This is a genomic window from Curtobacterium sp. MMLR14_002 (assembly GCF_001864975.1).
In the GTDB taxonomy this organism is placed as follows: domain Bacteria; phylum Actinomycetota; class Actinomycetes; order Actinomycetales; family Microbacteriaceae; genus Curtobacterium; species Curtobacterium flaccumfaciens.
This window is the reverse complement of the sequence record NZ_MJGT01000105.1, coordinates 40,082-52,822: the sequence shown is the minus strand read 5'-3', so window position 1 is coordinate 52,822 and position 12,741 is coordinate 40,082. Positions and strand designations below refer to the sequence as shown.

Below are 12,741 nucleotides of genomic sequence, written 5' to 3'. Positions count from 1 at the left end.
TGACCCAGGGGATCCTGGACGAGAGGGCCTTGCGTGTAGCGAGGGCGGGACTTGAACCCGCGACCCCACGATTATGAGTCGTGTGCTCTAACCAACTGAGCTACCCCGCCAGAGATCCGGAGCGGCACGCGCACCGGGTCGGAGCCCCGAGTCAGGATTGAACTGACGACCCCCTCCTTACCATGGAGGTGCTCTACCACTGAGCTATCGGGGCGATGTACCGCGAGCGGCACCACACGAGGATAGCAGACCTCCGACGCTGCTCCGGAACCGGACGAGACGCCCGGGCGTGCCGCGTCGGGGGCCGCTAGTTCGCGTTGGTCTTGAGCCACGCCAGCGGGTCCACCGGGACCCCGTCGACGTGCACCTCGAGGTGCAGGTGCGGGCCCGTGGAGTTGCCCGTGCTGCCGACGAGACCGAGGATGTCGCCGACCTCGACGTGCTGGCCGGTGACCACCTTGAAGGAGTTGTCCTCCATGTGGCCGTAGACGCTGACGAACTGCTTGCCGTCGACGTCGTGCTCGACCCAGACGTCGTTGCCGAATCCGCCGTCGTTCGCCTGCACCTTGATGACGGTGCCGGCGGCGATGACGCCGATCGGGGTGCCCTCGCCCGGGGCGAAGTCGACGCCCATGTGGTTCGTCGAGCAGAACGAGCACCCGGCGACCTGGCGTCCGCCGAAGCCCGAGGTGATCGGGACACCGGTCAGGAACGGCCACTGGATCGTGCCGGTCGGGTCGTTCGTGAAGCTGGAGGAGTCGACGTTCGCGTACTGCGTGGCGTCCGAGACCGTGAACTGGTCGCGAGCGGTCGACCCGTCAGCAGCGGCACCGACCTGCATCGACTGGGTGGCACCCGAGCTGGCACGGGCCGCGGTCGAGCCGGACTCGGGCACCCAGAGCGCCTGGGCCGGCAGCGAGGTCGAGACGACCAGGCCGGCCGCGAAGAGCAGGGCACCGACCGCGGTCACACGGGAGGCCGACCGGCGGAACGACGCACCACGCTTCGGGGCCGGTGCGCTGACGGGGGTGCTGGAACGGATGTGACGGGTCGCGCGGTCGACCGGGGTCTTCGTGGCCGGACGGCTGGTGCGACGACGCGACGCGGGGACCTGCCCAGCGACCCGACGCGGCTGCGACACCGAAGGAGCGGGAGCAGCAGGCTGCGCGGGCACGACGGGCGAAGTGGGGGCCGGCGGCGTCACGATCCGGGAGGCCGGACGCACGGGTGACGCCGGTGCGAGGTCGATCGGCGACACGGGGGCCGCGGGGGTTCCCGGCGTGACCGCACCGATTACGTCGTCGAAGCTCGGCCCCGCCGAGCCCTGCGCCTCCTGCACCACGCTCGAGCCCTTCGCCGCTGCTCGTTCCGCCTCGATCCGAGCGCGTCGGGTTTGGTGGACGACCGGGGTGGCGGCGTCGACGGAACCGTCGGTGGGAGCGGACGACAGAGGAGTACGGGGCATGCGTGCGGTGGCGATCCTGATCGGAGAAGGGCTCACTCGTTGGTAACGAGCAGGTAACGGGACCTGAGCACGCTAGCAGGAGACGTCGCAGGTCGCCAGTCGTGGTCATGTCCTCCCGGCGCCCCCAGACCTGGGGATCGGCGCGTCCTCAGGCCCGCACGGCTCCGAGCGCACCGGCCTCGAGCCCACGCACCAGGGCCTCGAGTTCGTCGGCGACGGCGGGGCTCGCGAACAGGAAGGAGCGGGTCCCCCCGGCCTCCCAGATGCGGATGGCCGCGCCGGCCTCCTGGGCGACGAGGGCGCCACCGGCCATGTCCCACGGGTTGATCCCGCGCTCGTAGTACGCGTCGACCACGCCCGCCCCGACGGCGCAGCAGTCGAGCGACGCCGCTCCCCCACGGCGGATGTCCCGCACCTCGCCGATGAGTCCGGCGAGCACCGCGACCTGCTCCCGGCGACGGTCGGCCGTGTACCCGAACCCGGTGGCCACGAGCGTCTCGGCGAGCGAACCGGGCGTGGCGACGGACAACGGTTCTCCGTCACGGGTCGCACCTTGTCCGACCGCCGCGCGGAAGACGGTGCCCGTCGCCGGCGCCACGACGACGCCCGCGATCGGCTCCCAGATCATCGGGTCGGGTGCTCCGCGCACGACGCCGATGCTCACGCCGTACTCGGCGCTGCCGTACAGGTAGTTGACCGTGCCGTCGATCGGGTCCACCACCCACGTGATGCCCGAGGCGCCGGAGGCCGACCCGGACTCCTCGCCGTGGAAGGCGTCGTCCGGTCGGGCCTCGGCGATGCGGGCGCGGATGAGTGCCTCGACCTCACGGTCGGCGGCCGTGACCACGTCGACGATGCTCGACTTCCGGTCCGCGACCTCGACCCCCTCGGCGCGGCGCCGTGCGGCCAGCGCCGCTGCGTCACGGGCGATCGACTCGGCGAGGTCGGCGAACTGGGACGGGGTGAGGTCGGATGCCATGCACCCATCCTCCCGGAAACACCATCGGCCCCGTCCGCAGTGGACGGGGCCGATCAGATGGTGGCAAGTGAGGGATTCGAACCCCCGAAGGCTACGCCGGCTGATTTACAGTCAGATCCCTTTGGCCGCTTGGGTAACTTGCCATGCGCACCCAGCCGGTGTGATCACCAACCGAAGGCGCGCACAAAAGCATAGCGGATGGCTGACGGTGGTCGTGACCATCGCGAGCCGATCCGCGCGACCGGAACCGGGCCTCCCGTCCGCCGTTAGGCTGTTCCGCATGGCAGACAGTTCCTTCGACGTGGTCAGCAAGGTCGACAAGATGGAGGCGGAGAACGCCCTCAACCAGGCGGCCAAGGAGATCGAGCAGCGGTACGACTTCAAGGGCGCCGACGCCTCGGTCGCGTTCAGCGGCGAGGACGTCCTCATCAAGGCGAACTCGGAAGAGCGCGCCAAGGCCGTCCTCGACGTGCTGCAGAGCAAGGCGATCAAGCGGAACATCAGCCTGAAGAGCCTCGACGCCGGCGACCCGTACCCCTCGGGCAAGGAGTACCGCATCGAGGTGAAGTTCAAGAACGGCATCGAGCAGGACGTGGCGAAGAAGATCGGCGCGTTCCTGCGGGCCAACGCCCCGAAGACGGTGAAGAGCCAGATCCAGGGCGACGAGCTCCGGGTCTCGTCGAAGAGCCGTGACGACCTGCAGAACACGATCCAGCTCCTCAAGGGTGAAGAGTTCGACGTCCCGTTGCAGTTCATCAACTTCCGCTGACCCGCGGCCCCTGCGAACGACACCCGACACCCCGTGGAGCACTGGCTCAGCGTCGTCATCACCGTCCTGCTCGTCCTGCTGGACCTGGCGATCCGCGTCTTCTCGATCATCTACGTCCCGATCAACCGGAAGCCGCAGACCGCGACGGCGTGGCTGCTCGCGATCTTCCTCATCCCCTACATCGGCTTCATCGTCTTCCTGGTCATCGGGTCGACGAAGCTCCCCCGCGCCCGTCGCGAGAAGCAGACCGAGATCAACGCGTACATCCTCGAGCAGACCGAGGGCATCGAGCGGGTCCGCCGTGACCACCCGTGGCCCGCGTGGCTCGAGAGCGTCACGCGGCTGAACCGCGAACTCGGTGCGATGCCGTTGGTCGGTGGCAACTCCGCGGAGCTCTACCCCGACTCCGAGGAGTCCATCGCCGAGATGACCCGGGCGATCGACCAGTCCCGCCGGTTCGTGCACGTCGAGTTCTACATCGCGACGCTCGACGACACCACACGCCCGTTCTTCGAGGCGCTCGCGCGGGCGCAGGCACGTGGCGTCACCGTGCGGTTCCTGCTCGACCACTGGGCGAGCCGCGGCTACCCGGGCTACAAGGACACCCTGGCGTTCATGGACCAGGCGGGCATCGAGTGGCACCTGATGTTGCCCCTCCTGCCGTTGCAGGGCAAGTTCCAGCGCCCCGACCTCCGCAACCACCGGAAGATCATGGTGATCGACGGCTCGGTCGCGTTCACCGGCTCGCAGAACCTGATCGACGCGTCGTACGACATCAAGTCCCACATCGAGAAGGGCATGGTCTACAAGGACCTTTTCGCCCGGTTCGAGGGACCGGTCGTCGCCGGGCTCAACGCCCTGTTCGTCACCGACTGGTACAGCGAGACCGACGAGCTGCTGCTGCGTGAGAGCGACCCCGTCCAGCGGGCCGACCGCGGCGATGCGCTCGACTGCCAGGTGGTGCCGTCCGGCCCGGGCTTCGACGGCGAGAACAACCTGCGCCTGTTCAACGCGCTGCTCTACTCGGCGCAGCAGAAGGTCTCGATCACGTCGCCGTACTTCGTGCCGGACGACTCGATGCTCTACGCCATCACCACGACGGCGCAGCGCGGGGTCGACGTCGAGCTGTTCGTCGGCGAGATGGGCGACCACGCGATGACCTGGCACGCGCAGCGCTCCTACTACGAGGAACTCCTACGGGCCGGCGTGCGGATCTGGCTGTACCGCGCGCCGACGATCCTGCACGCCAAGCACTTCACCATCGACGACGAGGTGTCGGTGATCGGGTCGAGCAACATGGACATGCGCTCGTTCAGCCTGAACCTCGAGGTCTCCGTGATGGTGCGCGGTCACCGCTTCGTCGACGCCCTGCGCGAGGTGCAGGACTCCTACAAGGAGCACAGCTTCGAGCTCACGCTCGACGCGTGGGTCGACCGTCCGCGCCGGTCCAAGGTGCTCGACAACGTCGCGCGGCTCACGGCGGCGCTGCAGTAGCCGTCGCTGTCGCACCGTCGCACCGTCGCACCGTCGCACCGTGCGTCGTCCTCCACCCGGTGCGACCTTGGCCGCACCGTGCGTCGCGACAGCGGGGCACCCGGCGAGCAAGCCCGCGGCGAACGGACAACCCTGCACCGTGCGGGGCGTTCCGAGCCGGTTCAGGATGCCGTGCGCCACGCGTCGCACAACCAACCACGCACGGTGCGGACGGGAGGCGCGGGTCGCCTCCGCCGCGCACGGTGCGTCGGCCCCCACCCGGTGCGACCTTGGCCGAACCGTGCGTCGCGACAGCGGGGCACCCGGCGAGCAAGCCCGCGGCGAACGGAGAACCCTGCACCGTGCGGTGAGCGTTCCGTGGCCGGTGCGGGTCCGCCAGGTGCGCTCAGCGCATCGGGACGAGGGACGCCAGGGCCCCGACCACCCGCTCGAGCGGGCCGCGGCCGAGGAACCGCCGCCACAGCATCGCGAAGACCACCGAGCCGAGGGCGAACCACCCCCAGGCCTCGGCCGATTCGGGGTAGGTCGGCAGCATCGCGATGACCACGAGGTGCCCCGAGTACACCGTCAGCGGCATCGACCCCACGGCCGCCAGGGGGAACGCGATCCGCTCGGCGACGCGCCCGCGGCCGTCGAACACGAGCAGGCAGAGGGCGATCACCGCGACCGCCACCCCGGCCGTGCCCACCACGTCGACGACCGACGATGAGTGGTCGCGCGGGGACAGGAACAGCTGCGCGAGGGCCTGGCCGGGGGTCGAGGCCTCGCCCGCGTACGGGACCCCGGGGAACGCCAGGGCCGCGTCGTCGGGCAGCGGGGCGAGGACCGACCCGGCGACGTAGGCGGTGGCGGCGACCAGTGCGCCGGACGCCAGGAGCAGGACCTGCCGGCCACGGTCCTCCAGGCCGACCCGGGCGACCGCGAGCCCCACCAGGACGTACGCCAGGAAGGTGACCACGGGGTAGACCAGGCCGAGCTGGACGCCGATCATGCCGGCGTCCGCGTAGGCCGGCGCGATCGTCAACGCGGCGAGCGGCGACAGCACCGCGCAGAGCGCGGCGATGCCGAGCAGCGCCGCCGGTCGGACGCGGAGCACCGGGACCACGAGCAGGAACAGCACGCCGTAGGTCGGCAGGATCACGTACACGGGAGTGTCGAGCGCCATCAGGGCGAACCCGATGACGACGACCACCACGGCGCGGATCGCGAGCCGGGTACGGATGCGGCCGATGATGGGCGGGCCGGGCGGGTCGGTGCGGCCGCTCGTCAGACCGATCGAGACGCCGGCGAGGACCGCGAACAGCGTGGACGGGCGCCCGTGGGCGACGGCGGTCCAGGTGGCCGGGTCGGTCCAGTCGAGCTGCTCCGCGATGCCGCCGATGTGTGCGGCCATCATGCCGAGCAGCGCGACCGCACGGGCCACGTCGACGCCCTGCAGCCGCATCCCCGACGCGGACGCGCCCCGCACCGCTGTGAACGGGACGGGGCGCGTGTCGGTCATGGTGTCGTCAGCTCGTCGGGGTGTCGACGCGTCCGAGCGAGACCTCGATCATCTCGTCGCGCGGCACCACCTTGATGCGCTCGCGCCCGTCGACCGCACCGAGCGCCTGCTCGTGGGTGTCGAGGTGGTGCCAGCCCTCGAGGTCGGTGTACTCGACGCCGCGCTCGCGGAGCAGGGCCGGAATCGCCTCGTCGGAGGGGTCCTCCGGGGTCCACCAGCTCGCCTGGTCGTTGACGATGTGCTGCACGGTCTCCATCGCGTCGGACTTCGTGTGCCCGATGAGCCCGACCGGACCGCGCTTGATCCAGCCGGTGGCGTACACCCCGGGGATCTGCTGGTTGTCGTCGTCGAGGACCTGGCCCTCGTGGTTCGGGATGACACCGTGGCGCTCGTCGAACGGCACACCGGGCAGCGGGGAACCGAAGTACCCGACCGCGCGGTAGGCGGCCTGTATCGGGATCTCGCGGATCTCGCCGGTGCCCTCGACGCCGCCCTCGCCGGTCGGACGGGTGCGCTCGTAGCGGATGGCGGTCAGCTTGCCCTGCTCGTCGCCGACGAACTCGATCGGCTTCGCGTAGAAGTGCAGGTGGAGCCGGCGGCTGGCCTGGCCGACCTCGCGCGTGCGCCACTGCTCGAGGACACGGTTGATCACCATGACCTGCTTGTTCGTCGCGATCGCGGTCTTCGACGCCTCGTCGTGGTCGAAGTCCTCGTCGTAGACCACCATGTCGACGTCACGGACCTCGCCGAGCTCGCGGAGCTCGAGCGGCGTGAACTTCACCTGTGCCGGGCCGCGGCGGCCGAAGACGTGCACGTCCGTGACGGGCGATGCCTTGAGGCCCTCGTAGACGTTCGCGGGGATCTCGGTCGGCAGCAGGTCGTCGGCGTGCTTCGCCAGGATGCGGGAGACGTCGAGGGCGACGTTGCCGACGCCGATGACCGCGACGCTCTCCGCGTTCAGCGGCCAGGTGCGCGGGACGTCCGGGTGGCCGTCGAACCAGCTCACGAACTCGGCGGCGCCGTACGAGCCGTCGAGGTCGACACCGGGGATGTCGAGGTCGGCGTCCTTGATCGCACCGGTCGAGAACACCACCGCGTTGTAGTGCTTCTTGAGGTCCTCGAGGGTGATGTCCTCGCCGTAGCGGACGTTGCCGAACAGCCGGACGACCCCGCGGTCGAGGACGTCACGCAGGGCGTTGATGATGCCCTTGATGCGCGGGTGGTCGGGGGCGACGCCGTAGCGGACCAGACCGTAGGGCGCGGGGAGCTGCTCGAACAGGTCGATCGACACGTCGTAGCCGTGGGCCTCGCGCAGCAGGATGTCCGCGGCGTAGATGCCGGCCGGGCCGGCGCCGACGATGGCGAGTCGGAGGGTGGGCACTGATCGTCTCCAGTTCGTTCGGGTGGGGGTTCCCGGGGGACCTCCCGACCGGGCCGCAGTGCGTGCGCCGTCGGGAGGGGTGTTCAACGGCTTCGGTCGACGACGGAGTCCGCGAAGCGGGTGAGTGCCCGTTTCACGGTGCCGTCGGGGAGCGGGGCGAGGGCGGCGACGGCTTCGCGGGCCCAGGCGACGGCGACGGCTCGGGTCGCCGCGGTGGCCTCGTGCTCGCGGAGCGCGGCGACGGCGGACTGGTACGGCGCCGAGTCGACCACGTCGTCCGGCGCACCGTTGACGTCGCGCTCGATGCGCTCGACCAGGTGCTGCGCGGACGGATCCGTCGCGGCCATCCGGCGCAGCTGCAGGACCGGCAGGGTGTCGACGCCGGCACGCAGGTCGTTGCCGGCGATCTTGCCGGTCTTGTCCGTCGCGGGGGCGAGGTCGATGACGTCGTCGACGAGCTGGAAGGCGACGCCGACCTTCTCGCCGAAGGTACCGACGGCGTCGAGGTAGGCGCGGTCGGCACCGGAGAACATCACGCCGGCGCGGGCGGCGGTGGCGATGAGCGAGCCGGTCTTGTCGCTGAGCACCTGGATGTAGTGCTCGAGCGGGTCGTCGTCCGGCTGCGGCCCCGTGGTCTCGTGCAACTGCCCCATGCAGAGGCGCTGGAAGGTCTCGGCCTGCATCCGGATGCCCTCGGTGCCGAGGTCGGCCGTGATCAGGCTGGCGCGGGCGAAGAGCAGGTCGCCGGTGAGGATCGCCACGTTGTTGCCGTAGGTGATCTGCGCGGCGGGGACCCCGCGGCGCACGGGCGCTTCGTCCATGACGTCGTCGTGGTACAGCGACGCCAGGTGCGTGGTCTCGATGCTCACCGCGGCCTTGACCACGGCGTCCGTCACGCCGTCACCGAGCTGCGCGATGAGGAGCGTCAGGGTCGGACGGATGCGCTTGCCGCCGGCGGACAGCAGGTACCGACTGGTCGTGTCGGCGAGGGTGTCGGTCGAGCGCATGGCGTCCTCGAGCCCCTGCTCGACGAGTTCGAGCCCGTCGTCGACCGCGGAGATGAAGCGTCGGTCGGCGGGCGTGGCGAACAACCGCTCGCCGATGCCCAGCGATGCGCGCAGGCTCGGCGCGCGACGTGCGACCGGGACGCTCGGATTCAAGTGCTGCTCCGTCTTCGGGGGTGGTGACCGGTCAGTCGGCGGCCGGGTCGACGCGCGGCTGCTCGCCGGTGTTCTGGTGGTCACGGCGGGCCTTCGCACGCCGTGCCGCGGACTCGCGCACCGTGTCGGCGACGGGCTTGCGGCCACGGTGCAGTGCGACGATACCGGCCGTCAGGTTGCGGTAGGCGACCACCGAGAAGCCGACACCGCGGAGCCACTGGGTGAGCACCTGCTGGTCGGGCCACGCGTCGATCGACTCGGCGAGGTAGCGGTAGGCGGCCGGGTTGCTGCTCGAGAGCCGCGCGATGCCCGGGAGCACGCGCTTCAGGTAGGTGCCGTAGCCGAGGCGCAGCAGGGCGCGGGGTGGCGTCGAGAACTCACAGATGACGACGCGGCCACCGGGCTTCAGGACGCGCAGCATCTCGGCGAGCGCCTGCTTCGGGTCGTTCACGTTGCGCAGCCCGAACGAGATCGTGACGGCGTCGAACGTGTCGTCGTCGAAGGGCAGCTGCTCGGCATTGCCCTCGACGAAGGTGATCTCGGGGTGGCGTTCGCGGCCGACGGCGATCATGCCGGCGGACAGGTCGAGCGCGGTGACCTCGGCGCCCTTCTTGGCGAAGGCCGCTGCGCTGGTCCCGGTGCCCGCGGCGATGTCGAGGACCTTCTCGCCGGGCTGCGGGTCGACCGCGCGGACCGTCGCGACACGCCACAGCGGGGCGTTGCCCGCAGACAGGATGTCGTTCGTGAGGTCGTACTTGGCCGCGACGTCGTCGAACATCGCCGCCACCTCGTCCGGGCGCTTGTTCAGGTCCGCTCTGCTCACACGATCAATCCTAGAGGTCCCGACCGAGCGTTCACCGGACTCGCAGCCACCCGGGCGGTGCGGGATCGGCGCGTAGCATCGGAGCCGTGACCCGAACCACCACGGCGGCGCCCCCGCTGACGGTCTCGACCCGGATCCTCGACGACCCGGGCGCCGTCCTCCGCCACACGCTCCGCGACCGTCCCCTCGCCTTCGTCCGGAACGGCGACGGCATCGTCGGCATCGGTGAGGCGCTCCGGTTCACCTTCACCGGCCCGGACCGGATGCGGGACGCCGCGGCTCTCTGGCGCAGCATCGTCGAGACCGCCGTCGTCGACGACCCGGTGCAGCTGCGCGGTTCGGGGCTCGTCGCGTTCGGGTCGTTCGCCTTCGCCGACGACTCCGCCGACGAGAGCGTGCTCATCGTGCCCCGGGTGGTCCTCGGTCGGCGTCGCGGCAAGGCCTGGCTGACCGCGATCGACACCACGCGCGGCGCGGAGCCCCTGGCCTTCACCCGGACCTCGGTCCCGGTCCCCCACGTCGGGCCGCACGTCTCCGTGGCCCTGCGTCCCGGGCACATCGACGAGGACACCTACGCCGCCAACGTGACCGAGGCGGTCCGCCGCATCGTGGCCGGGGATGCCCGCAAGGTGGTGCTCGCCCGCGACCTCGTCGGCACGCTGCCGCCGGGAGCCGATCGACGGGCGGTCCTGCTCGACCTCGCGGCCGCTTACCCGCAGTGCGTGACCTTCGCGGTGGACGGACTGGTCGGCGCCACCCCCGAGACCCTCGCCCGCACCGACGGCACGCGGTTGACCGCACGGGTGCTCGCCGGCAGTGCCGCCCGAGGCACCGACGAGGTGTCCGACCGGGCCGCCGCCGAGGCCCTGGCCAGCAGCGCCAAGGACGTCGAGGAGCACACCTTCGCGATCGACAGTCTGCTCGCGGCCCTCGCCCCGCTCGCGAGGGACCTGCGCGCCGACGCCGAACCGTTCCGGCTGCAGCTGCCGAACCTGTGGCACCTGGCGACCGACGTGCAGGCCACGCTGCCGCCCGACACCACGTCGCTGGACGTCGCCGACGCCCTGCACCCGACGGCCGCGGTCGCCGGGACCCCGACGGATGTGGCCGTGCGGCTCGTCGCCGAGCTCGAGGGCGTCGACCGCGGCCGCTACGCCGGGCCGGTCGGGTGGATGAGCGCGACGGGCGACGGCGAGTGGATGCTCGCGCTCCGCAGCGCCCGGATCGACGACGACGGCACCGTCCGGGCATGGGCGGGGGCCGGGATAGTGGCCGGTTCGGAGCCGGCGCGCGAGGTCGCCGAGACGGCCCTGAAGTTCCGGCCGATCGCCGACGCGCTGGCCTGAGGCAGGCGCGCGATCCAAGCGGTCGCGCGATCCGCGCGGTCGCGGGACCCACGCGGTCGCGCGACCCTCGCGGTCGCGCGGTCGCCGACAGCCGCTGGGTGGTCAGTCGGCCAGCGGGACCTCGATCACGACCCGCTCGGCCGGGTCGGTGAGCACCCGCTCCAGGTCACCCCACGTCGCCGCCCGGCGGTACTCCCACCCGAGGCCCGTGACGACCCGTTCGACGTCGACGTGCTGCGGGGTCGACATCATCCGCCGCATGTCGGCTTCGGGCGTGGTCTTCGCCACCTCGAGCCCGCGGAAGATCGCGCCGCCGTGGTCGTTGCCGACGACGACCTGCACCCGGTGGGTGCGTTCCTCGGTGCCGGTGACGAACGCTCCGAGGTCGTGCAGCAGGGTCAGGTCGCCGAGGAGCACGCGTGTGGTGCCCACTGAGGCCGAGGACTGCTCGAGCGCCGCGGCGATGCCGAGTGCGGTCGAGACGGTGCCGTCGATACCCGCGAGCCCGCGGTTCGCGTGCACCCGGATCTTCTTGCCGAGCACCCGGGCGTCGGCTTCACGGATGAGCTGCGACGCCCCGAGGACCAGCCGGTCGTGCGGCCAGGTCACCCCCCAGACGGCCTCGGCGAGCATGGCCCGGTCGACGGGTCGGCGACGGAGCGCGACCTCGTCACGCAGGAACTTGTTCCGCTCGGCGCGGTCGGCGGAGCGCTTGGCGTCGAGGTCGGGGCCGGCGTCGCCGTCCCCCAGTATCCGGCGGCTGGCGCCGACCCAGCGGCCGACCCACGCACGGTGCTCCGGCCGGGTGCGGCCCGTCACGCGGACGTCGGAGACGAAGGTGGTCACGGCGTCCGGTCGGGAGGCGCGGGCCGGGTCGAAGGGGTCGGCCGCGGGTCCGCGGACGACGATCGTCTCGACCCCGTCGCGCTGCAGGAGCGCGGGGACCTCTCTGCTGAGGGTCGGGTGGCCGAGCACGACGGCGCGGCGGACGGCGCCACCGTGGTCGGCGTCGCGCAGGAGTTCGCGGTAGGCCACGACCAGGTTGCGGCCGAAGCGCGCGCCGCTCGAGACCTCGGCGAGGAGCGGCGCCCCGAGTTCCCAGGCGATCCGCTCGGCGTCCTCGCCGGCATCGTGCCCGGCGATGACGACGGTGCCCGGTTCGTCGTCCGGGGTGAGTTCGGCGACCGGCAGACCCGCGTGCGCCCGGCGGGTCGCGAACGCCAGGTCGACCTCGTCCTCGGGCACGGGGCTGACGCGCTCCGGGGCGAGTCCGGCGGACAGCGGCTCGCGGAACGCGACGTTGAGCTGCGCGGGACCGGGCTGCCCCGTGTGCCCGGCTGCGGCGGCGACGGCCTGTCGGGCGAGGGTGCGCAGGGTGTCGCGGACCGAGGCGTCGACGCCGTGCGCCGACGGGGCCTCGACGTCGCGGACGAAGGCGACGGCCTGGCCGAAGATCCCCGGCTGGACGGTGGTCTGGTTGCTGCCGATGCCGCGCAGTTCGTCGGGGCGGTCGGCACTCAGCACGATCATCGGCATGCCGGAGTGGTGTGCCTCGAGCACGGCGGGGTGCAGGTTCGCCACCGCGGTGCCCGACGTCGTCACCACCGCTGCGGGTCGGTGCGTCTCGACCGCGAGCCCGAGTGCGAAGAACCCGGCGGTCCGTTCGTCCAACCGCACGTGCACGGTCAGCCCGCCGGCGCGCTCGAGGGCGACCGCCGCGAGGGCGAGCGCCTGGGAACGCGAACCGGGGCTCACCACGACGTCGGTGACGCCGGCACGCACGAGCTCCTGCAGGAGGGCGAGCGCGGTGTCCGTCGCCGGGC

The 12,741-nt window shown here is 71.6% G+C and carries 10 protein-coding genes and 3 tRNA genes; 3 read left to right on the top strand and 10 right to left on the bottom strand.

The features are described from left to right. Positions 1-36: 36 nt before the first annotated feature. The 5 genes from BIU91_RS16430 to BIU91_RS16410 form a co-directional block, all read right to left on the bottom strand. Positions 37-110 (bottom strand) — tRNA-Met (locus tag BIU91_RS16430). 32 nt (positions 111-142) lie between these two features. Beyond that, positions 143-214, bottom strand: a tRNA-Thr gene (locus tag BIU91_RS16425). A gap of 93 nt (positions 215-307) precedes the next feature. Further along, positions 308-1,465 carry a M23 family metallopeptidase gene (locus BIU91_RS16420; RefSeq protein WP_084741382.1) on the bottom strand — a complete coding sequence of 386 codons (1,158 nt, stop codon included), beginning with the start codon at positions 1,463-1,465 and terminating at the stop codon, positions 308-310. A 148-nt stretch (positions 1,466-1,613) separates the two neighbouring features. Continuing rightward, positions 1,614-2,444, bottom strand: a complete 831-nt coding sequence (locus BIU91_RS16415) for an inositol monophosphatase family protein (RefSeq protein ID WP_071406313.1) — start codon at positions 2,442-2,444, stop codon at positions 1,614-1,616. Positions 2,445-2,502: 58 nt separating this feature from the next. Continuing rightward, positions 2,503-2,587: transfer RNA gene (locus BIU91_RS16410), tRNA-Tyr, on the bottom strand. Between the two features lie 137 nt (positions 2,588-2,724). Between BIU91_RS16410 and BIU91_RS16405 the strand changes: the two genes are divergently transcribed. Continuing rightward, positions 2,725-3,213 carry a YajQ family cyclic di-GMP-binding protein gene (locus tag BIU91_RS16405; RefSeq protein WP_017888627.1) on the top strand — a complete coding sequence of 163 codons (489 nt, stop codon included), beginning with the start codon at positions 2,725-2,727 and terminating at the stop codon, positions 3,211-3,213. 33 nt (positions 3,214-3,246) lie between these two features. Further along, positions 3,247-4,707, top strand: a complete 1,461-nt coding sequence (gene cls / locus BIU91_RS16400; protein WP_071406312.1) for a cardiolipin synthase — start codon at positions 3,247-3,249, stop codon at positions 4,705-4,707. A gap of 385 nt (positions 4,708-5,092) precedes the next feature. Here cls and BIU91_RS16395 read toward each other — a convergent pair whose 3' ends face one another. The 4 genes from BIU91_RS16395 to BIU91_RS16380 all read right to left on the bottom strand — a co-directional run bounded on the left by BIU91_RS16395 (position 5,093) and on the right by BIU91_RS16380 (position 9,572). After that, positions 5,093-6,208 (bottom strand): heparan-alpha-glucosaminide N-acetyltransferase domain-containing protein, encoded by a 1,116-nt coding sequence (locus BIU91_RS16395; protein ID WP_071406311.1) that lies wholly within the window; start codon positions 6,206-6,208, stop codon positions 5,093-5,095. A 7-nt stretch (positions 6,209-6,215) separates the two neighbouring features. Beyond that, positions 6,216-7,589 carry an FAD-dependent oxidoreductase gene (locus BIU91_RS16390; RefSeq protein WP_071406310.1) on the bottom strand — a complete coding sequence of 458 codons (1,374 nt, stop codon included), beginning with the start codon at positions 7,587-7,589 and terminating at the stop codon, positions 6,216-6,218. A gap of 83 nt (positions 7,590-7,672) precedes the next feature. Further along, positions 7,673-8,749 carry a polyprenyl synthetase family protein gene (locus tag BIU91_RS16385; protein ID WP_027466355.1) on the bottom strand — a complete coding sequence of 359 codons (1,077 nt, stop codon included), beginning with the start codon at positions 8,747-8,749 and terminating at the stop codon, positions 7,673-7,675. A 31-nt stretch (positions 8,750-8,780) separates the two neighbouring features. Continuing rightward, the gene (locus tag BIU91_RS16380) at positions 8,781-9,572 is read right to left on the bottom strand and encodes a demethylmenaquinone methyltransferase (protein WP_071406309.1); all 792 of its coding nucleotides are present in this window, start codon (positions 9,570-9,572) and stop codon (positions 8,781-8,783) included. An 86-nt stretch (positions 9,573-9,658) separates the two neighbouring features. Here BIU91_RS16380 and BIU91_RS16375 point away from each other — a divergent pair, with 86 nt between their 5' ends. Further along, positions 9,659-10,918 carry an isochorismate synthase gene (locus BIU91_RS16375; protein WP_071406308.1) on the top strand — a complete coding sequence of 420 codons (1,260 nt, stop codon included), beginning with the start codon at positions 9,659-9,661 and terminating at the stop codon, positions 10,916-10,918. Positions 10,919-11,020: 102 nt separating this feature from the next. On the opposite strand, the gene menD is transcribed toward BIU91_RS16375, so the two are convergent. Continuing rightward, positions 11,021-12,712, bottom strand: coding sequence for a 2-succinyl-5-enolpyruvyl-6-hydroxy-3-cyclohexene-1-carboxylic-acid synthase (gene menD / locus BIU91_RS16370; RefSeq protein ID WP_071406343.1), 1,692 nt, complete (start codon positions 12,710-12,712; stop codon positions 11,021-11,023). Between the last annotated feature and the right edge of the window lie 29 nt (positions 12,713-12,741).